Annotated in this window: 16 protein-coding genes and 1 tRNA gene; 9 read left to right on the top strand and 8 right to left on the bottom strand. The window is 61.6% G+C overall.

From position 1 onward, the window contains the following. Window positions 1-183 precede the first annotated feature (183 nt). Together NH195_RS08200 and lipB are read right to left on the bottom strand one after the other, a co-directional pair. Complete coding sequence (locus NH195_RS08200; RefSeq protein ID WP_066705423.1) at window positions 184-1,704, bottom strand: hypothetical protein; 1,521 nt, start codon at window positions 1,702-1,704, stop codon at window positions 184-186. Window positions 1,705-1,808: 104 nt separating this feature from the next. Then, window positions 1,809-2,531 (bottom strand): lipoyl(octanoyl) transferase LipB, encoded by a 723-nt coding sequence (gene lipB / locus NH195_RS08195; RefSeq protein WP_274377274.1) that lies wholly within the window; start codon window positions 2,529-2,531, stop codon window positions 1,809-1,811. Between the two features lie 127 nt (window positions 2,532-2,658). Here lipB and NH195_RS08190 point away from each other — a divergent pair, with 127 nt between their 5' ends. Together NH195_RS08190 and NH195_RS08185 are read left to right on the top strand one after the other, a co-directional pair. Further along, complete coding sequence (locus NH195_RS08190; RefSeq protein ID WP_081423842.1) at window positions 2,659-3,978, top strand: peptidoglycan-binding domain-containing protein; 1,320 nt, start codon at window positions 2,659-2,661, stop codon at window positions 3,976-3,978. A gap of 146 nt (window positions 3,979-4,124) precedes the next feature. Next, window positions 4,125-4,211: transfer RNA gene (locus NH195_RS08185), tRNA-Leu, on the top strand. Window positions 4,212-4,696: 485 nt separating this feature from the next. Here NH195_RS08185 and NH195_RS08180 read toward each other — a convergent pair. The 6 genes from NH195_RS08180 to NH195_RS08155 form a co-directional block, all read right to left on the bottom strand. Beyond that, the gene (locus tag NH195_RS08180; protein ID WP_066705418.1) at window positions 4,697-5,686 is read right to left on the bottom strand and encodes a formylglycine-generating enzyme family protein; all 990 of its coding nucleotides are present in this window, start codon (window positions 5,684-5,686) and stop codon (window positions 4,697-4,699) included. After that, window positions 5,683-7,500, bottom strand: a complete 1,818-nt coding sequence (locus NH195_RS08175) for a hypothetical protein (RefSeq protein WP_066705415.1) — start codon at window positions 7,498-7,500, stop codon at window positions 5,683-5,685. The genes NH195_RS08180 and NH195_RS08175 overlap by 4 nt, the downstream gene beginning before the upstream one ends. Continuing rightward, window positions 7,497-8,513, bottom strand: coding sequence for a DUF4123 domain-containing protein (locus tag NH195_RS08170; RefSeq protein WP_066705413.1), 1,017 nt, complete (start codon window positions 8,511-8,513; stop codon window positions 7,497-7,499). The genes NH195_RS08175 and NH195_RS08170 overlap by 4 nt, the downstream gene beginning before the upstream one ends. A 296-nt stretch (window positions 8,514-8,809) precedes the next feature. Beyond that, entirely contained in the window at window positions 8,810-9,841 is a 1,032-nt protein-coding gene (locus NH195_RS08165; RefSeq protein ID WP_066705411.1) for an Ldh family oxidoreductase, read from the bottom strand. Window positions 9,842-10,248: 407 nt separating this feature from the next. Then, window positions 10,249-11,178 (bottom strand): dihydrodipicolinate synthase family protein, encoded by a 930-nt coding sequence (locus tag NH195_RS08160; RefSeq protein WP_066705408.1) that lies wholly within the window; start codon window positions 11,176-11,178, stop codon window positions 10,249-10,251. 284 nt (window positions 11,179-11,462) lie between these two features. Continuing rightward, complete coding sequence (locus NH195_RS08155; RefSeq protein ID WP_066705406.1) at window positions 11,463-12,179, bottom strand: GntR family transcriptional regulator; 717 nt, start codon at window positions 12,177-12,179, stop codon at window positions 11,463-11,465. Window positions 12,180-12,349: 170 nt separating this feature from the next. Here NH195_RS08155 and NH195_RS08150 point away from each other — a divergent pair, with 170 nt between their 5' ends. From NH195_RS08150 to NH195_RS08120, 7 genes are all read left to right on the top strand, one after another. Then, window positions 12,350-13,597, top strand: coding sequence for an NAD(P)/FAD-dependent oxidoreductase (locus NH195_RS08150; RefSeq protein ID WP_066705404.1), 1,248 nt, complete (start codon window positions 12,350-12,352; stop codon window positions 13,595-13,597). Next, window positions 13,594-14,607, top strand: coding sequence for a 4-hydroxyproline epimerase (locus NH195_RS08145; protein ID WP_066705403.1), 1,014 nt, complete (start codon window positions 13,594-13,596; stop codon window positions 14,605-14,607). The genes NH195_RS08150 and NH195_RS08145 overlap by 4 nt, the downstream gene beginning before the upstream one ends. Window positions 14,608-14,655: 48 nt before the next feature. Further along, entirely contained in the window at window positions 14,656-16,170 is a 1,515-nt protein-coding gene (locus NH195_RS08140; protein WP_066705402.1) for an aldehyde dehydrogenase (NADP(+)), read from the top strand. Window positions 16,171-16,367: 197 nt separating this feature from the next. Beyond that, window positions 16,368-18,119, top strand: coding sequence for an ABC transporter substrate-binding protein (locus tag NH195_RS08135; protein WP_066705401.1), 1,752 nt, complete (start codon window positions 16,368-16,370; stop codon window positions 18,117-18,119). Between the two features lie 127 nt (window positions 18,120-18,246). Further along, window positions 18,247-20,112 (top strand): dipeptide ABC transporter ATP-binding protein, encoded by a 1,866-nt coding sequence (locus tag NH195_RS08130; protein ID WP_066705399.1) that lies wholly within the window; start codon window positions 18,247-18,249, stop codon window positions 20,110-20,112. Further along, complete coding sequence (locus NH195_RS08125; protein WP_066705396.1) at window positions 20,109-21,095, top strand: ABC transporter permease; 987 nt, start codon at window positions 20,109-20,111, stop codon at window positions 21,093-21,095. Before NH195_RS08130 ends, NH195_RS08125 begins: the two co-directional genes overlap by 4 nt. Further along, on the top strand, window positions 21,092-22,045 hold the full coding sequence (locus NH195_RS08120; protein ID WP_066705394.1) for an ABC transporter permease: 954 nt from the start codon (window positions 21,092-21,094) through the stop codon (window positions 22,043-22,045). The genes NH195_RS08125 and NH195_RS08120 overlap by 4 nt, the downstream gene beginning before the upstream one ends. Window positions 22,046-22,049 lie beyond the last annotated feature (4 nt).

Genomic DNA, 22,049 nt, shown 5'->3' with positions numbered 1-22,049 from the left:
CATGCTCAAATGCGGGGTGCGACCTGAAGTTGACCTGTGGTGTGTCCGGCTCTCGGCAGATTATGCGCGCATCCCTCCCGGATCAGTCCTGCGGCATCTTGCCTGTTGTCTGATGCCAGTAAAAGCCCGCCCTTATCAGATCGCCATGGTCCCGTGACGCGAGTGCGGCCTCTGCAAGACGGCTCAAGGCCTGCCGTTCGATGTCCTGATTGCCCAACTGGGCGCCGAGGCGCGCCAGCGTGGCGTAGATGACCCCCGCGCGCGCTCCGTCAAACCGCTTCGCCTCAAGCAGGTCGTGTGCGGTTGCGCACGCAGATAGGCCTGTCCGTCCTCGGGCAAGATATTCTCCGATGCGGCCAGAAGATCGTTCAGAGCGTCGAGAGGAATATCAGCGCTCAGCATGTCATTCCATGCGAATACAGGCTGGTCGATCCCTTCCATGATATGAACCGCTTCGGAAACATCGCCCAGCCGTGCTTGCATGGTGGCGATGTCGCGACGGGCCTCAGACGCGAGCCCCGATTTCCCCCAGCGATACGCGCCGCCGATGGCGCCGACCGCCACGACCTTGTTCGGGTTTCCGGGAATCGCCGCCTCAGCGCGTGCCAGACTGGCGCGGACCTCTGCCTCGGGGGCCTTTGCGCTCAGAAGGGCGCGGGCGGCAGTGAGGTGCGGAAAGACCGGCAGCGCGGAGGGCGCCGTTTGTGCCTGTTCCGCGAGAGCGCGCGCGAGCCGGAGCGACAACGCGTCCAGCCCGAGCGCCGCCGCGCGCTCCACAGTGTTTTCCATGCCTCGAAAATCGGGGAAAATCTTTTGGGCCTGAAACTCGGAAAATGCCTGTTCCAGAACCTTCGTGGCGCGGGTCCCGTCGGTTTCCGCCTCGGCAATGGCCAGCAGGAAGGACGTGCGTTGCCCTCCGGCATCGCGGTACATCCTCAGGGCCTCGGGGGCGCCGATGATCCGGATCAGATCTTCGCTCATGATCAGGAGAGGATTTTCCATGTTTTGGGGCAGGGCCGCGAGCACTGCCATGGCGCGGTCACGTTGGCCGAGTGCGGCGTGCAGTTCTGCGGCATGGATCAGCGCGTTCGCGCGGGGCTTTTCCGGTTGTTGTTGCGCCAGCGTCGCGATGGCGGCGGCGATCTCGAAAACGACAGTTCGCGTGCGGTCGGCGGGGCGCTCTTCGGGGGCCGTATTTGTGTCGTAGGGGTGACGACCGAGCAGATCGAGCGCGCCGATATACAAGACGCCGGTGTCGACGCCGGGCGTGTCCGCCATTGCTGCCTGCAGATTTCCGCCACCGCGCAGAGCGGCGGCCAAAAGATGCGGGGCGAGCCTGCGGTTGACCGAGGCCTCAATCGTCTCCGGCGGGATTTCCTGCGCGCGTTGCTTCCCGCTTTCCACGCGCATTGCCAAAGCGCGTGCCTCCTCGAACCGGCCCATCTGGGCCAGTATATCGACTTCGCGCAGATATCCTGGCAAAGATCGGCGGTGCATAGCCTGAGCGACGCCGAGATCGGTGAGGCACTGGGCGGAGGGCACGCGGCGACAGGCGGCGAATGCGGTTTTATCGGGCCGGGATGGTTCGGTTTGGGGCAGATGGGGCTGGGACAGATGACGGGGCGGGGCGGAGGTCAGCAGGAGCAGGGCGATGACACCCGCCAGAGCGCCTGCCGTCAGATATCTGAAAATCGCCCTGAACAAGGAAGGCCCGTCCTGAAATCTTCTGGAAATATGGACTTTCCTAACACGCCTTTGCGCAGTTCGGCAAACCTGTCGCGGGGCTTCTCACAGAGCGACCGTCGAGATCAGTCGCCGAACACCTCGTCAAAGGCACGCCTGAGTGCAATGTCAACGTCCTCCATCGTCACCGGCAGGCCGAGATCGACCAGCGACGTCACGCCATGGTCGCGGATGCCGCAGGGCACGATGCCGCCGAAATGGCTGAGATCCGGCTCGACATTGATCGACAGGCCATGGAACGACACCCATTTGCGCACCCGCAAACCGATGGCGGCGATCTTGTCTTCAGGTTTGGCGCCGGTGATGGTCAGCGGCTTGTCCTCGCGCACCACCCAGACGCCGACGCGGCCCTCGCGGATCTCGCCCGTCACGTTGAACTCGGCCAGCGCCGCGATCACCCAAGCTTCCATATCGGCGACGAATTTGCGGACATCCTTGCCACGCGTGTTCAGGTCGAGCATGGCATAGGCCACACGCTGCCCCGGCCCGTGATAGGTATACTGCCCGCCGCGTTTGCTCTCATAGACCGGGAAACGGTCGGGATCGACAAGGTCCTCGCGCTTGGCGGAGGTGCCCGCTGTATAAAGCGGGGGGTGCTCCACCAGCCAGATCAGCTCCTCGGCCTCTCCCCTGGCGATGGCCTCGGCGCGGGCCTCCATTTCGGCCACGGCAAAGTCGTAATCGGTCAGCCCCTCGGAAATCCGCCATTCCACCATATCATGCCTCCGCGCGTTCGATCTCTGGCGAGATGTAGCCCTTGCCGCGTGCGGGGGAAAGGGCGTTGGCACTGCGGCATGCGCCCAAAGAAGATGCAAAGCACCTGTCTTTTACCTTTGCAGGAAAAAAATCCTACGAATCTCACGATCGCGTGATAGGCTTTTCCCAGTTTTTTTATATGTAACGGGGGGGAATCCGATGCGATTCAAACATGTCATTTCCGCAGCTCTGGCCGCCGTCCTGGTGATGGGGACCACGTCACGAGTTCAGGCCGATGGCGGCGATTTTATCGCCGGGGCGGTGATCGGCGGGTTGCTTGGCGCTGCCAGCCAGCAACCGAAGCGCAAAACCACCACCACCTCGTCCTACCGGCCGCGCCTGCCCTCGACGCAGGAGGGCAAGGAAATCCAGGCCTCCCTCAATTATTTCGGCTTCAACGCCGGCACGGTGGACGGTCAGCTCGGGCAAAAGACCCGCAATGCCGTGTCGTCCTATCAGGCTTATCTCGGCTATCCGGTGACCGGCCAGCTCTCGCCCTACGAGCAGGAACTGCTGATTTCGTCCTATAACAGGGCGCAGGCCGGGGGGGCACAGACGGCCCAGCTCGTTGCCGCCAACCCGGATGGCACGCGTGGTCTTCTTAAGCAGTATCGCACCGAGATGGCCAGTGGCGGTGCGACCATGGCAGCCGCACCGACGACCACCGTCGTGGTCAACCCGGTGATGCCGCAGACCATGCCCGGCACGACGGCGCAGCAGGGCACGATGCCGAGCTTTGCCGCCGCCGCTCCGGCCGCTCCGGAAAGCGCGATGCCCAATTTTCTCGGCAATGGTGCGACCGTGTCGCTGGCATCGCATTGCAATAAGGTCTCTCTGCTGACCAACACCAACGGCGGGTTCGTGACCGAAGCGTCGATGTCCGATCCCAACCAGGCGCTCAACGAACAGTTCTGCCTTGCGCGCACCTATGCGATTTCGCAGGGCGAAGACATGATCTCGAAGGTTCAGGGCTTCACCCCGCAGCAGATCGCCGCCCAATGCGAGGGGCTGGTGCCCTCGATGACGACACAGATCGCGGCGCTGTCGCTCAAGCCGCGCGATCAGGTTCTGATGGACACGTCCTCCTTCGTGCTGGCGTCCGGCATGTCTCCGGCACAGCTGTCGGGCACGGCAAAAATCTGTCTCTCCGTTGGCTATCGCACCGACAAGATGGATGTGGCGCTGGCTTCCTCGCTGCTTCTGGTGGCGCTGGGCGAGCGTGCCTATGGCGAGCTTCTGGGCCATCACCTGAGCCAGGGCGTCGGTGTCAGCCTGCGTCCCGATCTGGCGAAGGCCTGGTATGAGGACAGCCTGACCGCCGTTGAAAGCGGTGTGCCTGCGGTGTTTGCTCCGGGGCAGCCGGAACGCACCGGGCTTTTGCGCAAGGCGGCCTTCGCGGTGTCTGGCGCTCCGGCTCCCGCCACGCTGACGCCGGTTCCGGCCAGCACCACGTTGCCGAGTTTTTCGGTCACGGAATGAGCCTTTGACGAGGCCGGGCAGGGGGGCAGACCTCCCTGTCACAACAGCTTTCGGGGGAGGCGGAAAAAAATTCGCCTCCCCCTTCATTTTCCTCTTCACTTCCCCGAACCGCTTCGCTACATAGCCCCTCACCAAGCCTAGACAGTGCGGTCGTGGCGGAATTGGTAGACGCGCAGCGTTGAGGTCGCTGTGGGGTAACTCCCGTGGAAGTTCGAGTCTTCTCGACCGCACCACTCTTCTTTTGAAGGGTATAAACACTCCCAAAAGCCTTGAATTGTAAGGCTATTTCCGGGGTTCTAGCACCCAGTTTTCGATCATAGACAACGCGCTCTGCGAACGCCAGTTTTGCGACCAGTCTGCGGGCGTGGATATGACCCGTTTCCCAGAGTTTCCAAGGGTTTGCGAGGAACGTCAGGACTGGTTCTGGCTTGTCTTCGAAGCTGTCTGGCTTCTGCGGCTGGTGATGCAGCGTTTCAGCCACCAAAGCCTTTTGCTGTTCCAGTTCTTCGATCTTGGTTTCATAGCTCTGAATCACGATGTGATTGCTCGCCACCATGATGCGGTCCAGCAGCGTGGCGATCTCTTTATCAATCGTCGCAATCCGCCGTTTGGCGGCATGGATGATATCCTGCGCCTGATCGCCGGTCTCTCGAAGTGCTCTTTCCCGCTCTCAAGGAAAAATCCTAGACTCACACTGAAGTCCCTCCAGAACAATCGCTTAGTCGGTGCCCCACCCCTCGGGGGACGTCGCGCGATAGGGCGGACTGAGCAGGATCGGCCCGGGCAAAGTTCCAAACCCGGTCTCGGAGGGCCTCTGATCCAGTTCGACAACACATCGCGCGCCGACATGAGTGGGAGGGAGCCCGTAAAGCTGTCCCATCTCCTCCATCTCTGCCGAGTCATACGCCCCCGTCAACATGGCCTTCAGCGCAGCGTCGTGCGCCCTGCCCGTCCGATCGGACATGCCGCGTGTTGGGACGGTTGCGTAAATGGCAGATGAGTCGTCGGTGCTGCCTTTGTAGATAAGTGCCTCTTCCGGGTCCGTAGCGGCGCGGTCGCTGACCCAGTCGGCCAATCCGCCAGACAAATCGTAAATCCCCAAGGGGTTGGGCGGGAAACTCGCCACATCGGGGCGGTCCTGACTCATCCGGGGCAGCGTGCTTAGATCGAACACGTTGCGCCCATATTCGAAACTGCCGTTGTCTGTGGGCCAGAAAGGCGTCTGCCCCCGGCTACGCGCCATATATTCCCATTCCGCCTCGGTCGGCAGACGCATTGGCAGGCCCGCCGCGTCTCCGAGCCAGGCACAATACGCCGTCGCCTCCTGATAGCTCAACGCGGCGGGCTTGTTTTCCATTCCTGCGGCGACATCACGCGCCCTGCCCTGCGCCCGGTCAAAAAGCGCAGCCTCCGCTTCCGTGACCTGACGCGGCGCGATGTAAAAGCTGTCGACGGTGACCTGACGCGTTTCCGATGTGCTGTGATCCGCCACATAGGTCTCGATCACAGTGCCATCTTGCCTCTGCAAAGGGGCGCGATAATTGCCCATGGTGAATGTGCCGCCTTCGACGAAAACCATCGTCGCGCGGGTGCTGTCGACCAAATTCGCACGGGCGCGTTTCTGGTCGATCATGTTGAACGTCAGGCCACCGGCGGCGAGCAGCACCGTGGCCCCGACAATGAGCAAAACGAGAGACTTGCGTGTCATGCGACATTCCTTACGTGGACAGGTTCACCGGCAATCAGTGTGTTGGTCGGCAAGGAGTTGATCGCCTGCACCAGCGTTTCGAATTTGCGGGCGGAGCCCCCATCGAGCACGGCACGCAGACGGGCATAGCCCGCGGCAGCCGAGGATTTCTTGCCTATCACGGTGATCCGCTCGACGACCTGCGCCCATTCGCGTTGGCTTTGCATCGTGCCGACAACTGTGAGAATTGCAGCTTCCTGATGTTCTTCGAAGGAGAAGAGATAGCGTTCGGAAAGCTTGTAGAGAATGGCGCCCTTGGCCTCCGGCGCCGCAAAGATCAGAGCGGCCGGGCGGGCCTTGACCTTAAGTGCAAAATCTTCTGCGGCATTGGCGCTTCGGATCGGTTCAAGCGCGGCCTCAAGCGCGATGGCCCCTTCGGTGATCAGGGAAATCGTGACCTGAACGAGCGCCTCCCATGCATCCTCGGCGACAAACCGCAGGAAGGCAAAGTCGTTGTCCTTGAGCTGGCAGTAGATGTATTTGATGAATTCCAGAATTTTCGCGAAATTCACCTCACCCAAGAGCCCGCCTTTAGCACCGACGCCGAGCACGGCACGGGCCTCGCAGCGGAACATGAATTTGCTACTCTCTTTATCATAGGTGATCTTGAGCACCCCTTCGAGACCGGCCCCGGCGTTTGCGGCCACGCTCGCCCCCACGGACACGAAGGCTGCCCATTTGGGGCTTTCGACCACTCCGCCTGCTTCGACAAGGCCCGGATTGTACCATTCGAAAGCGCCTTTGACACTGCCACCCGCCTCAAGCCCGGCAAACAGTCCGGCGGCCACTTCCCCTTTGCTGTCGGCGGCGGAGGGTTTGACGAGGACCTTCCCCGCAGGCTCGGTTTTAAATTCAAGACCTGCGGTGGCATAGACCGAAGCTCCCAACATGGCATTTGCGGACACCGTGGCATTGAACCGGAAATAGCCAAAATCGAGACGCGCCTGCGTGCCCGCCTCAGAGGCATCCTGTTCGGACAGCTCAATCAGAGCGTGCCAGCCATCCCTGTCGACGAAATAGCCGTTGAACGTCGCTTTTGCCTCTCCCAGAATGGCGCGCGCTTCGGCATTGCCTTTCAGAGAGTAAGCGCCTTTTTTCGGATCATAGCCCAGCTGCACGCCAAACCCGGCATAGCCACGCATCAGTTGCGCACCAGCGGAAAGATCGAAATGCGCCCCGCTCGCGGAATAGCTCAGGCTGTCGTTGACCGCATCGACCCATTTGAGCCAATTGGCGTCCCAGACGTCGGTGATCGACCCGGAGGCCTTGCCTTTTGCGATCTGTTGTTTGTAGGCGATCCCGTCCGAAAGATCGGATTTGATCTTGTCGCGCACCGAGGTGAAGGCCTGACGCAGCTTGCCGCGATCAAGCTCCGACGTGCCCGCGGCCCCGGTTTGGGCTTGCAGGAGGGATGTGTCGATTTTGTAGCTGCGCCAATGATTGCGCATCTTGTCGGACCGAATCCGGGTCCATTTTTTGCCCCGGATGGAATAGGCCTGCACCAGATGTTTGTCCGGCAGGCGTTCGGTGGGTCTGACATATCCTTTGAGCATATCGGCGAGATGCTCCTGCGCTTCGATGACGGCTTCGGGATCGCCCTCGACCTTGGCCCGATCCAGGGCGCCAAAGGCGGCATCCATATCGCGGATTTCCTGATTGAGCGCTGTCAGCTCCTCACCTGCGTAAAGGAGAACGTTGCTTTCACCGACAGCCGAGTCGCCGCAAGCCAGCACATAAAAAAGTTCGAATTCACCGCATTCAACACAAATACTCATACATTCTCTCCATCGAGAAGCTCAAGGCAACCATATCTATTCGCATAACGTAACAGCAAGGGGCGCGGAGAAAAAACACCGCTTTCCGCATCGGCCCAAAAGGCAGTGCGGGCCTCTTCAGGGAGGGCGCAAAGAAGCCGGTGCGTCTCCAAAAGACGCGGGGCATGATCGAAACCGGCCTGCATCATTCTGGCAAAGACATAATGGGCAAAGGGGCGCGCATCGGGGGCTGAAATGGCTTCGGCTGCAAGGTTTCGGGCACGGGTGTCATTGACGAAAAGCGCCAATGCGATCCGCGCCGGGCGATCAAGGCGGGGTATGGCCGCCCCCTCGGTTCCTGATCGACCGGCTGTCAGAGCGACGAACTCCCACAGGCCCGGTTCGAGCGCCGGGCGGGGATAGACAAGCTGCATCCCGGCCTGAAAGAATTTCGTCACTGCGGCGGGATCGCTGACACATAGAAGCGCATCAAGCATTCCCGGCTCCTGCAGACGAAAATACTGTGCGATCCCAGCTTCGTCCGACAGTTTGGTGTAATGTTTGAGATGACGTTTCATCGCGTCGGGCGGCAGCGCAGAGGTAAGGAAGATCCCGGCACCGAGCATTTTGCGGGGGTCGTCCCTTTCGGGGTCATGTGCAAAACAAGCGCCTGTAAACGCGGCCTCGCGCGTCAGTTCGACAAGCCATGGCGCGCCATCGGCAAGCTGGGGCGCATCCTTCAGATCGTAGAGACAGCTATGTGCAAGATCACTGCTGTCCAGTCGGGCGGGCAGCCCCTGTGAGCGCGCCGCATCCAGAAGGGCATAGACATGCCAGGTCTGGTCGGGATCAGCGGCCGAAGAGAAAAGCGCATCCAGCACATCTTCTATGGGCTGACGCTCCTCAGGCGCTTGCAGGCCGGTCAGAAGCGGCGGAGCTTCCGCCAGAATCCGGTGCGTCACGGTCTCGTTTTCTTCAGGGTGCAAAAGCGCTTGTGCGATTTGCCAAGGCTCAACCGTTTTTGAAAGGGCCATACCGCGCCTCAATTCGTCGTCTGAACAGGAAGGGTCTCGCCCTATCGGGCGGCACCTCGTTTGGGCGATAAAGTCTTCTGTCGTGCCCGGATTTGCAAACGGAAATCTCGGGGGCATTCGAGCGCCGCCGCTTGAGGTCTTCGGTGTGCCGGAGCTGCGGTTCGACGCTCCGCACCACGTCGAACCGCAAAGATTTCTTTCCGGCCTGTGGAACATTTCCGCGGGGAACAGCAAAGGTTGGGGGAGACAGCGGGAGGGGATCGTGTCCCGCGCCTTTCCATCGGATGTAGCCGGGCTTAGAGCGCGGCAAGCCCCTCGGCCTCGAACCGGTCGAGCTGTGCCAGTTCCGCCTCGCTCAGGAAAATACCGTCCCGCAAGGAGGAGACGCGTGCCTTGAACCGCCGTTGCGACGGAAGCCGCGCGCCCTGTCCGGCAATCGCGGTCAAAAGCCGTTCGCCCTCGGCCAGCGGATCGCGGCCGCTGCGCGCGGAGAAGGTCGCGGGATCGAGTGCCAGGATCAGCGCGCCATGGCGGGGCAACAGATGCGTGCCGCCGGAGAACTCAAGCGCCTCCTTGCTCATGAACTCGCCCAGAAGCGCACCGGCGAGCAATTCGACCATGGTGGAAATCGCCGAGCCCTTGTGCCCACCAAAAGGCAACATCGCCCCGGCAAGTGCGGCATCCGGGTCGGTCGTGGGCTTGCCGTCGCGGTCGATGGCCCAGCCTTCGGGGATTGGCGTGCCTGCGCGGCGGTGCAGCTCGATCTCGCCTCTTGCTGCCACCGAAGTAGCGAAGTCGAAGACATAAGGGTGGGGGCCCGGGCGCGGCCAGCCGAAGGCAAAGGGGTTGGTGCCCAGCAAAGGCTCGGTGCCGCCGGTGGGGGCGACCGAGGCGTAGCTCGGGCACATGGACAATGCGGCGAGGCCTTCTTCGGCCAGCGCCTCGACATCGTGCCACAGCGCCGAGAAATGCAGACAATCGCGGATCACCAGAGCGGCAATTCCGGTCTCTTTCGCCCGTGCCACAAGCGTGTCCTTGGCGGCAAAAAACGCTGGATTGGAAAACCCGGCATGGGCATCCACCTCGATCACGGCCTTGCCGCTGTCATGGAGCTCCGGGATGGCATCGGGTTTGACCATGCCTGCCTTGATCACGCGCAGACAGCCTTCGATCCGGTAAATCCCGTGCGATTTGCAATGGTCCCGCTCGCCCGCGACGATCACGTCGGTGACGGCACTGGCATTTTGCGGGGTGAGGCCGCAGGACTGGAAAATCGACTGGACACGTGTGTGCAGGGTTTCAACGGAAATCGGGGCAGGGGTGCTCATCTCATAGTCCTTTGGTCCGCAGGGCGAGGCCTGCTTATGTGGTGATGTCGGTGGCGGTGCAGGCGCGGACACTCCGTGAGACAATGTGCTGTCCGAAACAGGCGCAATCTTCAGACCCGGACCAGCGGCCTGTCGGGCGGTTTTGCTGCTGTTGTCGGGGTCGGCACGCAGGTGCTGCCGTTCCGCTTTCCGCCCGTCACCGGCGCTTTGATCCGTGGCTGTGTCCATGCGCACCGTATTTTTTACCATGTTTTCTCGTTAAAGCATGTATTTGTGTCCGCAACAATGAGAGCAATCCCTGACCGACAAGGGCGGGCACGATACACTCTTGATGACGTGCGCGCTGGCATGGAGAAGGCGGGCCACTCAAAGCGCCCGCCTTTGTCCTTCAGGGCGATGTCAGGCGATCAGGCCCAGGCGTCATACCAGGCGCGGAACAGCGCGTATTGGCTGTCGACATGGGCTTGCTGCGCGGGCGAGAGCATATCGGTTTCGTTGAAATGCAGCTCATATTCCGCATCGCCCGCGAGAACCATGAGGCGCTTGTAGAACAGGACAAGTTCCGGGCCTTCGTCGAAGGTCGACAGCACCATCAGCGCGTCTTCCAGCTCTTTGGCTTTCTTGCGGGCCTCGATGTCGCCGGTGGCGGCTTTCTTGCTCAGCGCGACGAGGTGCAGCACCTCTTTCGGAAGCGCGTTGCCGATGCCGGTGATCGCGCCCGTCGCGCCGCAGTTGATGAAACCATGGCAGACCTGAGTGTCGACGCCGACCATGAGGGTCAGGTCGTCATTGCCCGAGGTGATGGTTTCGGCCGCGTAGGTCAGATCCTTGGCGCCGCCGAATTCCTTGAAGCCGATGAGGTTCGGGTAGGCGGCGTTCAGCTCGAAGAACAAATCGGCGCGGGTGGCGAAGCCGTAATAGGGGCTGTTGTAGATCACCGCCGGGATGTCTTTGGCGGCGTCGAGAATGGCGGCGAAATGCGCCTTTTGGGCCGGAACGGACGCGCCGCGGGACAGGACGCGCGGGATCACCATCAGACCTTTGGCGCCGACTTTTGCGGCATGGGCGGCGTGGGCGACGGCGGATTTCGTGTTCACGGCGCCGGTGCCGACGATGACGGGCACGCCGGCCTCGACGAGGACTTCGACGCCCTTCATGCGCTGCTCGTCGGTCAAAAGCGGCCAGTCGCCCATGGAGCCACAGTAGACCACGGCGGACATGCCCGCTGCGATCAGCTCCTGACCCTTGCGGGCCAGAGCCGCGTAATCGGGCTCGCGCGCCTCTGTGCAGGGGGTCATCAGCGCGGGAATGCAGCCGGTAAAGATTGAGTCGCTCATCTGCGGTCCTTTCAAAATGTTCCTTGCAGAGATGCGGTCATGGGCCGGACCTCCTGCGGTGTCTTGTGATCCGTGGCTGGACGGTCCGACGTATTTCCCGGGTGCGTCCAATCGTGTCGATTTTTGAAATATCATTTGGATTAATAATTGTCGACAAATAAAATTTAAAAATGAAAACCGAAGTGAAAATGATTAAAAAGCAATCGGTTGTTGGTGATATTTGTGCCGGAAATGAAAAAGAGCGGCCCTGAAAGGCCGCTCTCGTAAAGGGGATGTGCTGCCGTTTAGAGCGACAGGGTCGCGTTCGGGCGCGTATCTGCGGAGATATAAGACTGGATCTGCAACACGATCTGGTCCGCATGGATTCGGGCCAGCTCATCCGCGCGGCTCACGTCCCGGGCGACAATGGCGGCAATCATGTCTTCGTGCTCGGTGACATATTGTTGCGGCAGCTTGTCGTTGAAAGAAGAATAATACAGCCGCAAGATGCGTCGGCCTTCGTCCAGCAGCCGGGTGAACAGTTCGATGTAATAGCGATTGCCACCCGCCCTGGCGATGGCGACATGGAAATCGCGATTGCTGGCAATCATCCCGAGCACATCCTGTTCGGCGACGGTCTGGGCAAAGGCGTCCTGAAACGCCTGAATTTCCGCGATATGCTCCGGGCGATGCTTCTGCGCGGCAAGGCGGGTGGTGACGCGGTACATCAGTGTGAGCGCGTCAAAGAAGTCGGCCAAATTCAGAAAGTCGATGTTGGAGACGATCGTGGCGCGGTTGGTCAGCGTGGTAATAAGCCCCTCGGCTGCCAGCCGCACAAGCGCCTCCCGGATCGGCGTGCGCGACAGCGAAAACCGCTCGGACAACTGAACCTCGTCGATCGGGCTGCCGGGGGTGAGTTTCAGCTCGATGATCTCGTTGCGCAGGGTCTCATAGACATGCGTGACCCCCGATCCACGCTTCAGCGGAGGGTGATCGGCTTTTTTTTCTTTGGTTTTTGTCATGAGTTGGATGTCCTCTGCTCAACGTGAAATATGTTTGCATAAACGGGGAATACGGCGCCATACCCTTTTTAAAATTTTTATTGTCGACAAGGCAAATGCAGGGTGTTAGCGTTCCGGCCATGAGATTAGGTCGTGAGATCTGGCCGTGAGATCAGGGAAGGGCTCTCTTCATGAAGGTTTGTGTTATCGGAGCGGGAATCATCGGCGCAAGCGCCGCGCTCGATCTGGTGCGTGACGGTCATGCCGTGACGCTGCTCGACCGTGACGGCGTGGCCGCCGGGGCCTCGCAGGGCAATGCCGGTGCCTTTGCTTTTGCCGATGTGATTCCGCTGGCGACGCCGGGGATCATGAAGAAGGCGCCGAAATGGCTGCTCGACCCGCTCGGGCCGCTCTCCGTGCCGCCCGCCTATGCTTTGACAATCGCTCCCTGGCTCATCCGGTATTGGCGCGCGAGCTGGCGGGACCGCTATGTCGCAGCACTCAAGGCGCAGTCCGACATGATGCGCCTGTCGCAAGAGGCGCTCGATGCGCTGGTGGTCGATTTCAATCTTTCCGATCTTATCCGTCCCGAGGGACAGATGCAGCTCTACGAAGGCGAGGCCGCGTTTCAGGTCAGCCAAAAGGGCTGGGACGAGCGCCGCAAGGCCGGGGTGAAATTCGAATTCCTGACAGGCCCGGAGGCGATTGCCGAGATTCAGCCCGGCATTGATCCGCGCTTTACCCATGCGGGGTTCACGCCCGAGTGGAAGAACGTCACCGATCCGGCGGTCTGGACCCGGCGCATCGCTGAAGAGGCGCAACGGCTGGGCACCACTTTCGCCCGCCGCGATGTCACCCGGATCGAACCGGCAGAGCAGGGGGCTGTCGTGCATTCTGAGGAAGGCGCGGAGCGGTTCGATAAAATTGTCCTGGCCGCAGGGGCCTATGGCAATCCGCTTCTCAAGACCCTCGGCCTCAAGCTGCCGCTCGAAACTGAGCGCGGCTATAACACCACACTGCCTGCCGGCGCGTTCGATCTGAAAACCCATCTGACCTTCTCCGATCATGGCTTCGTCGTCACGAAAATCGGCGAGGGCGTGCGGGTCGGCGGTGCGGTCGAACTGGGCGGGATGACCCTCGCCCCGCGCATGGCCCGCGCCGAGGCGCTTTTGACCAAGGCCAAGCGCTTCCTGCCGACACTCGACACCGAAGGCGGCACACAATGGATGGGGTTCCGCCCCTCCATGCCGGACTCCCTCCCTGTCATCGGCGCACATCCCGACACCTCTTCCGTGGTGTTCGCCTTTGGCCATGGCCACCTGGGTCTCACGCAATCTGCGGGAACCGCCCGGGTGGTCTCTGATCTGATCGCCGGGCGCACACCGTCCCTCGATCTTACCCCGTTCCGTCCCACCAGATTTGCCGGATATCGCGCATGAGCAATCACACCTTCACCTGTATCGACGGCCACACCTGTGGCAACCCCGTGCGTCTTGTGGCGGGGGGCGGTCCGCGTCTCGAAGGCGCGAACATGATCGAAAAGCGCGCGCATTTCCTGCGCGACTTCGACTGGATCCGCACCGGGCTGATGTTCGAGCCGCGCGGGCATGACATGATGTCCGGCTCCATCCTCTACCCGCCGACGCGCGAGGATTGCGATGTCGCCGTGCTGTTCATCGAGACCTCCGGCTGTCTGCCGATGTGCGGGCACGGCACCATCGGCACGGTCACAATGGCGATCGAGAACGGGTTGGTGACGCCGAAAGAGCCGGGCAAGCTCAGGCTCGATACGCCCGCCGGTCCTGTGGCCATCGACTACCGCCAGGAGGGCCGCTTTGTCGAAGAGGTGCGCCTCACCAATGTGCCCGCCTTTCTTTACGCCGAAGGCATGACCGCCGAGATCGACGCGCTTGGCGACGTCACGGTGGATGTGTCTTATGGCGGCAATTTCTACGCCATCGTCGAGCCGCAGGCCTGTTTCAATGATATGGCCGATTTTACGGCGGGCGAGTTGATCGAAATGAGTCGGGCGCTGCGTCGGGCGCTCAATGAGAAATACGATTTCGTGCACCCCGAAAAGCCCGAGATCAACGGGCTGTCGCATATCATGTGGACCGGCAAACCGACGATCGAGGGCGCGACGGCCCGCAACGCCGTGTTCTATGGCGACAAGGCCATCGACCGCTCGCCCTGTGGCACCGGCACCTCGGCGCGCATGGCGCAATGGGCCGCCAAAGGTCGGCTCAACGTGGGTGATGAATTTATCCACGAAAGCATCATCGGCAGCCTGTTCAAGGGCCGCGTCGAAGCCGCCGTCAAAGTCGGTGCCAAGGACAAAGAGCGCGATGCGATCATCCCCTCTATTGGCGGATGGGCGCGCCAGACCGGCTTCAACACCATCTTCATCGACGACCGCGACCCCTATGCCCACGGGTTTACCGTGGTGTGAGGTGTCGTGCGCGGCGTCGGCTGTTCTGAGATTCTGAAAGGATACGACATGACATTCACCCCGCATGGGAAACATTTGATTGCAGGCGCATGGGTTGCGGGCGCGGAGAGCTTTACCTCCACGCCGACGACCGGCGAGGGCCAGAGTTTTTCCAAAGGCACGCCCGCGCTGGTCGACCAGGCCGTGCAGGCCGCAGAGGACGCGTTCTGGACCTATGGCTACACGACGCGCGAAGAGCGCGCGGCGTTTCTCGAAACCATCGCCGCCGAGATCGAAGCCCGCGCCGATCTGATCACGCCCACTGCCATGGCGGAAAGCGGCCTGCCCGAAGCGCGTCTTGTGGGCGAGCGCGAACGCACCACTGGCCAGCTCAAACTTTTTGCCGATCACATTCGCAAAGGCGACTATCTGGACCGCCGCCATGACGAGGCCCTGCCGAATCGCGCGCCTCTGCCGCGTCCCGATCTGCGTCTGATGCAGCGCCCCATCGGGCCGGTCGCGGTGTTCGGCGCGTCGAATTTTCCGCTCGCTTTCTCGGTCGCGGGCGGCGATACGGCCTCTGCCTTGGCGGCGGGGTGTCCTGTCGTTGTGAAGGGCCACGAAGCCCACCCGGCCACCTCCGAGATCGTCGCCGACGCCTTCAAAGCCGCAATTGAAACATACGGCTTGCCTGCGGGCGTCTTCTCAATGGTGCATGGCGGCGCGCACGAGGTCGGCGCGGCTTTGGTCCAGCATCCTCTGATCAATGCCGTGGGCTTCACCGGCTCTCTCGCTGGTGGCCGCGCGCTGTTCGATCTCTGCGCCAAGCGGGTCAACCCGATCCCGTTCTTTGGCGAGCTGGGCTCGGTCAACCCGATGTTCCTCTTGCCCGAGGCGCTCTCGGCGCGCGGTGAGGAACTTGGCAAAGGCTGGGCCGGGTCGCTGGCGATGGGGGCGGGGCAGTTCTGCACCAATCCGGGGATCGTCGTGGTTATCGAAGGTGCCGAAGAAGAGGCCTTTACCAAAGCGGCGCTCGCGGCGCTCACCGCCACCGGGTCACAGGTCATGCTCACCGAGGGCATCGCCAGCGCCTATGTCAAAGGCGGCGCCAAGATCAAAACCCAGCCCGGCGTGCAGGAGCTTTTGACCCAGATGTGCGACCGCCGCGAGGCGAAGCCCTTCCTGTTCAAAGTGAAGGCCGAAGATTGGCTGGCGAATGAGACCCTGTCGGAAGAGGTCTTTGGTCCGCTCGGTCTGATCGTCACCGTGAAGGATGCGGCGCAAATGATCGAGGTGGCGAAATCCTTTGAGGGCCAGCTGACCGCGACCCTGCATATGGACGAGGCCGATATGGCGCTTGCGGGTCAGCTCATGCCCATTCTCGAACGCAAGGCGGGCCGCGTCATGGCAAATGGGTTCCCGACCGGCGTCGAGGTGTGCGACAGCATGGTGCACGGCGGGCCTTACCCGGCCTCGACCAATTTCGGGGCGACCTCCGTGGGGACGATGGCGATTCGTCGCTTTCTGCGTCCGGTTTGCTATCAGAACATCCCGTCTGCCGTTCTGCCGCTGGACCTCGTGTAACCATCACAGCCCGCGCCCTGATCTGTTGTTTTGACAGGTCAGGGCGTTTTTCGTTTCTGCTTATATTTTGCGCATATGTTAAAAAATGCGCATAAAACATTTTTAATCTACATTAAAAATACAAATAGTATTTTATGCTGGATTGCGAGCGATGCTGTTGCTAGCGTGGCTGCATAATGAACAAGCAGGGAAGTCACATGAAACTGATACAGCTCTCGGAGCACGCGTTCCGGAACACAGCGGTCTGCACGGCCATGACGCTTGCACTGGCGGGTGGAGCACTGGCCCAGGATGCGCAAAAGGGCGGCACGCTCAGGATCGTCGGCACAGCCGATCTGGATCACTTCGACCCGACGAGTGGGGCGCTGGTGACCACCAACAATTTCCTGCGTGCGACGCAACGCACGTTGATCAGCTATCACGCCTCCACCGACGAAGAAGAGCGCATTCGCCCCGTCGGCGATCTCGCCACCGAAGTGCCTCAGCCGACGAACGGGGGGCTGACCTACACCTTTCATCTGCGCGAAGGAGCGATGTGGAACACGCCGGGCGGCGCGCGTCAGATCACCTCGACCGATTTCGAGCGCGGCGTGAAACGCATGTGCAATCCGGCGCTGGGGTCCGCGATGCTGACCTATTTCGTGTCGCTGATCGACGGGATGGACACGTTCTGCGACGGCTTCGCCGAGGTGGAACCGACGGTCGAGGCGATGAAGGCCTATATCGAGGAGAACGACATCTCGGGCATCACCCAGCCTGACGATCTGACCGTGGACATCACACTGTCCGAGACCGCGGGCGATTTCATCTACATGGTGTCCCTGCCGACCTCCGCGCCCGCACCGATCGAAGTGCTCGACTATATGCCGGATGGGCCGGAGTATCGCGAAAACTTCATCGCATCCGGGCCTTACACGCCGGTGGATTACGTCCCCGACGCCTCCCTGACACTCGCGCGCAACCCGGCCTGGAGTGCCGAGGCGGATCCGCTGCGCGCCGCCAATGTCGACAATATCGAAATCACCTTCGGCATTCAGCCGGATGCGGCCATTCAACAGCTTCAGGCCGGCGACGCGGATATGGTCTATGACATCACCATCCCGCCCGCGATCCTGTCGCTTCTGACCGCGACGGCGGACGACAAGGTGATGACCATGTCGGCCGGGCGCACCGCGTTTCTGTTCATCAACACCGTGTCCGACAACAATGGCGGCGCCTTGAAGGATCTGCGCGTGCGCCAGGCTCTGAACTACGCCATCGACAAGACGGCTCTGGTGCAGCAGATGGGCGGGCCTGCCATGGCACAACCGCAAAGCGGCATCTTCGGCGCTGGTGTTCTGGGCTATCACGACTTCGATCTCTACCCCTCCGAGGGCGATGCCGGGGATCCCGAGAAGGCGCGCGCGCTTCTGGCCGAGGCGGGCTACCCGGATGGCATCACGCTTAAGATGCCATATCGCAATCAGAACAACCAACCGGAGATCGCCCAGACCATTCAGGCCGCTATGGCGGAGGCGGGGATCACGTTGGAGCTCACTCCGGTGACGGCCTCGGATTACTATTCCAAATTCATGACCAATCCGCGCAACACCGAAGAGGGGGCATGGGACATCGCGCCGGTCGGCTGGGCGCCGGATTGGGTCGGCGGCGCTGCGCGGTCGGTCTTCCAGCCGCAGTTCACCTTTGACGGGCGCCACCAGACCTACAACTACACCGACTACAACAATCCGGAGGCCAATGAGGTCGCCAAACAGGCGATCAACGCCACCACGCCCGAAGAGGCCGCGCGGCTCTGGGCCCAGGTCGACGAGCTGGTCATGGCCGATGCGCCGGTGGTGCCCTACTACTCGGAGCAGGTCGTGCTTTATCGTGGGCCCGCGGTCGAGAACTTCCAACCCTACGCGTTGGGCGGGCAGGGTGATTGGACCAATGTCTGGCTGAAACGCTGACACACTGAGCCATCGCTCTGAACACTGGATTGCAGCCGCTTCCCCTTGGCTGCAATCCGAACCGACTTCCAAATGCACAACAGAGTTCCGTCCGGCCATGGGCCGCGGGACCACAAATGGACCTGAAATGCCCCTGATAGAAGCGCGCAACGTCACCATTCGTATCCCAACCGAAGACGGGGGGATCCATGCCGCCAATTCGGTGTCCTTTTCCGTCGAAGAAGGCGAACTTTTCGGCATTGCGGGCGAGTCCGGGTCGGGCAAAAGCGTCCTGATGCAGGCCATCGCGGGGTTGTTGCCGGGCGCCGAGATCGAGGGCGAAGTGCTGTTCAACGGGCGCGACATGCTGACGATGAGCGAGGCGGAGCGGCGTGCCCTGCGCGGGGCGCAGATCGGCATGATTTTCCAGGACCCGCTCTCAAGCCTGCATCCGTTTTACACCATCGGATCGCAGATCGCCGAAATGATCCATGCCCATGAAAAAGTGGACAAAGCCGAAGCGAGACGGCGCGTGGTCGAGATGCTCGAACGGGTCGGCATTGCGGAGGCGGACAAAAGATACGATGCCTATCCTCACGAATTTTCCGGCGGCATGCGGCAACGCGTGATGATCGCCATGGCGCTGATCCTGCGCCCGCCGCTGATCATCGCCGACGAGCCGACCACCGCGCTCGATGTGACGGTTCAGGCTCAGATCGTCGAACTGCTGGACGAGATGCGTCGCAGTTTCGGCACGACGGTGATCATGATCACCCATGATCTGGGGCTTTTGTCGTCGGTCGCCGATCATGTGATGGTGATGTATGCGGGCACCCGGCTTGAGATCGGCGCGACGGAGGCGCTGTTTGCCATGCCGGCGCATCCCTACACGTTGGGCCTGTTGCGTTCTTCGCCCGCCGCCGACAGCAATGGCAGCCCGTTGATCCCGATTGCCGGCAAGCCGCCAAGCCTCTTGGCGCGACCCCGTGGATGTGTTTTTGCGCCGCGCTGTGCGCAGGCCAGCGACCTGTGCCACACGACGCCCCCGCCGCTGCGCCGCTATAGTGACGCGACTGAGGCGCTGTGCCATTTCACGGCCAGCCTTCCTGAGGATGAGCCTGTGACGGAGCAAACGACCCCGCCTGCCGCATCGCGCACATCCGCGCGCTATGTGGTCGAGGCCTCCGGCCTGTCGCTCACTTACCGCTCAAAAAAGGGCTTTGGCCGGGCAGTGGAGAACCATGTTTTGAAAGGCGTGGACCTGACCGTGCGCAAGGGCGAGACGCTGGGACTGGTGGGCGAATCCGGCTGTGGCAAATCCACGCTCGCCCGCGTTTTGGCCGGTCTTGCGGTGCCGACCGATGGCGAGGTCAAAATTCAGGGCGAACCCATCGCCAGCCTCACCGCCGCACGCTGGCGCGAGATGCGGCGGCGGGTTCAGATGGTGTTCCAGGACCCTTTCGGCTCGCTCAATCCGCGCCGTCGTGTCGGTGCGATCATCAGCGATCCGATGCGCATCCACAACATCGGTACGGCGGCCAGCCGCAAGGCGCGGGTGCAGGAACTCATGGAAACCGTCGGGCTGAACCCCGAACATTTCAATCGCTTCCCCTCGGAGTTTTCCGGTGGCCAACGGCAAAGGATAGGCATCGCCCGTGCGCTGGCTTTGGAACCCGCGCTGATCATCCTCGATGAACCGGTCTCGGCGCTTGATGTCTCGATTCAGGCGCAGATTCTGAACCTCTTGCAGGCGCTTCAGCGCGACCTGGGGCTGACCTATCTGTTCATCAGCCATGATCTCTCGGTGGTGCGCCACATCTGTGACCGGATCGCCGTCATGGACAAGGGCCAGATCGTCGAAAGCTCCACCTCCGAGCAGCTCTTCCGCGCACCCGCACATCCCTTCACCCGCGAACTTTTGGGGGCCACACATCATCCCCCGGCTCTGACTGGAGTGGACACACGCCATCTGATTTCGGAAACGCCCTTTATGACACAGGAGGCCCAGGCATGAGCAACGCCCCCTCTTCGACGTCCTCCTCGGATGCACCTGAGATCGTCCAGCGCGGTGCTTTTGCCCTCACCATGCGGCGCTTGTTGCGCGACCCGGCGACGCTGATCTCCTTCGCCTTTATCGTGCTGCTGAGCCTCTTCGCCATTTTTGCCCCGCTGACCGAGATATGGACCGGCCACAGTGCGATCGAGCAATATCGCGAGACCGGCATGACGCCGATGGGCCTGCCCGTCGGGCCGAACGGGTCTTTTCTTATGGGCACCGATCAGCTTGGTCGCGATGTCTTTGTACGACTGGCTTACGGTGCACGAATTTCCCTTGCCGTGGGTGTTTTGGCCTCGCTCGCTGCGGCGACGATTGGCGTGACCATCGGCATGTGCGCGGGGTTCTTCGGCGGTTGGGTCGATACGGTTCTGGGCCGGATCATGGATCTGGTGATGAGCGTGCCGTTCCTCCTCTGCGCACTGGCGCTGGTGTCGGTCTTCGGCCCGTCTCTGAGCCTGTCAGTCTCGGTCATCGTGTTCTTCAGTTGGACGACCATCGGGCGGGTGATCCGCGCCGAAAGCGCCTCTATTGCCAAGCGTGAATTCATTCAGGCCAGCCGCTCGATGGGGGCGTCGAACCTGTCGATCCTGATCCGCGATGTACTGCCCAATCTGGCGGTGCCGATCATCGTCTACACGACGATGATGATCCCGTCCTCCATCGTGTTCGAAGCGACGCTGTCCTTCCTTGGCCTTGGCATCGTGCCGCCGACGCCGAGCTGGGGCGGGATGTTGGCCGATGCGGGGGCGAATTCGATCTACCTCGTGGCCTGGTGGCTGGTGGTGTTCCCGGGCTTTGCGCTTTTGTTCACGACGCTTGCCTTCAACATTCTGGGTGACGGGTTGCGCGATGCTTTGGACCCGAAAGGGCGCAAGATCGTCCGCCGCCGTAAATCCCGCAAAAACCGCACTACAACTCGCAAGGAGACCGCGCAATGATCGCCTTTCTGACCCGTCGTCTGTCTTTTGGCGTTCTGGTGCTCTTCACGCTCAGCGCCTTCGTCTTCCTGCTGTTCTATGTCGCGCCGGGTGATCCCGCGCGGATGATCGCGGGCGAAAAGGCCACCGCGCAGCAGCTTGCGCAAATCCGCGAAAACCTCGGACTCGACCGCCCCATTCTGGTGCAATACGCGTCGTTTCTGGGCGATGCGCTGCGGGGCGATCTGGGGTTTTCCTATCGCAATCAACAGCCTGTCGTGGATCTGATCGTGCGACGTATTCCTGTGACCGTGTCCCTGGTCTTGGGCGGTGTCGTGGTCTGGCTTGCCATCGGCATTCCCATCGGCATCATGTCGGCGCGGTTTGCCGGCGGGCTGCGCGACCGTTTGGGGCAGGTGTTCATCCTGATCGGGCTGAGTTTCCCGACCTTCGTTTTGGGTATGCTGGCGCTTTACACGCTGTATTTCCTGCCGCGCAAAAATGGCTTCGTGCTGTTCCCGCCCGGCGGCTATGCGCCTTTGCTCGACGATCCGCTGAAATGGGCGTGGCATCTGACCCTGCCGTGGCTGACGCTGGCTCTGGTGACGGCGGCGATCTATGCCCGGTTGACCCGTGGCCAGCTTTTGTCCGTGCTGGGCGAGGATTACATCCGCACCGCCCGCGCCAAGGGGCTGAGCGAGCGTTGTGTGGTCTACAAACACGGCATGCGCGCGACCCTGACCGCTCTGGTCACGCAATTGGGCGCCGATATTGCCGTCATGCTGGGGGGCGTGATCGTCATCGAGCAGGTCTACGGGCTGCAAGGTGTCGGTTCCATGGCTGTCCAGGCGGTGCGCAATCAGGACCGACCGATCATCATCGGCGTCGTCCTTTTGGGCGGGCTGTTCATCGTTATCTCCAACATTCTGGTCGATCTGCTCTATGCGGCACTCGATCCACGCACACGCTGAGGGT

Source organism: Celeribacter ethanolicus (assembly GCF_001550095.1).
GTDB classification, from domain to species: Bacteria; Pseudomonadota; Alphaproteobacteria; order Rhodobacterales; family Rhodobacteraceae; genus Celeribacter; species Celeribacter ethanolicus.
The sequence above is the reverse complement of the archived record's forward strand: the minus strand, read 5'-3'. Positions and strand labels throughout refer to the sequence as shown.

Excerpts from the sequence above, each read along its gene's own strand:
- NH195_RS08150 (WP_066705404.1), top strand. The coding sequence starts at position 12,350 with ATGAAGGTTTGTGTTATCGGAGCGGGAATCATCGGCGCAAGCGCCGCG.
- NH195_RS08140 (WP_066705402.1), top strand. The coding sequence starts at position 14,656 with ATGACATTCACCCCGCATGGGAAACATTTGATTGCAGGCGCATGGGTT.
- NH195_RS08125 (WP_066705396.1), top strand. The coding sequence starts at position 20,109 with ATGAGCAACGCCCCCTCTTCGACGTCCTCCTCGGATGCACCTGAGATC.
- NH195_RS08135 (WP_066705401.1), top strand. The coding sequence starts at position 16,368 with ATGAAACTGATACAGCTCTCGGAGCACGCGTTCCGGAACACAGCGGTC.
- NH195_RS08170 (WP_066705413.1), bottom strand. The coding sequence starts at position 8,513 with ATGGCCCTTTCAAAAACGGTTGAGCCTTGGCAAATCGCACAAGCGCTT.
- NH195_RS08120 (WP_066705394.1), top strand. The coding sequence starts at position 21,092 with ATGATCGCCTTTCTGACCCGTCGTCTGTCTTTTGGCGTTCTGGTGCTC.
- NH195_RS08190 (WP_081423842.1), top strand. The coding sequence starts at position 2,659 with ATGCGATTCAAACATGTCATTTCCGCAGCTCTGGCCGCCGTCCTGGTG.
- NH195_RS08145 (WP_066705403.1), top strand. The coding sequence starts at position 13,594 with ATGAGCAATCACACCTTCACCTGTATCGACGGCCACACCTGTGGCAAC.
- NH195_RS08175 (WP_066705415.1), bottom strand. The coding sequence starts at position 7,500 with ATGAGTATTTGTGTTGAATGCGGTGAATTCGAACTTTTTTATGTGCTG.
- NH195_RS08160 (WP_066705408.1), bottom strand. The coding sequence starts at position 11,178 with ATGAGCGACTCAATCTTTACCGGCTGCATTCCCGCGCTGATGACCCCC.
- NH195_RS08165 (WP_066705411.1), bottom strand. The coding sequence starts at position 9,841 with ATGAGCACCCCTGCCCCGATTTCCGTTGAAACCCTGCACACACGTGTC.
- NH195_RS08130 (WP_066705399.1), top strand. The coding sequence starts at position 18,247 with ATGCCCCTGATAGAAGCGCGCAACGTCACCATTCGTATCCCAACCGAA.
- NH195_RS08180 (WP_066705418.1), bottom strand. The coding sequence starts at position 5,686 with ATGACACGCAAGTCTCTCGTTTTGCTCATTGTCGGGGCCACGGTGCTG.
- NH195_RS08155 (WP_066705406.1), bottom strand. The coding sequence starts at position 12,179 with ATGACAAAAACCAAAGAAAAAAAAGCCGATCACCCTCCGCTGAAGCGT.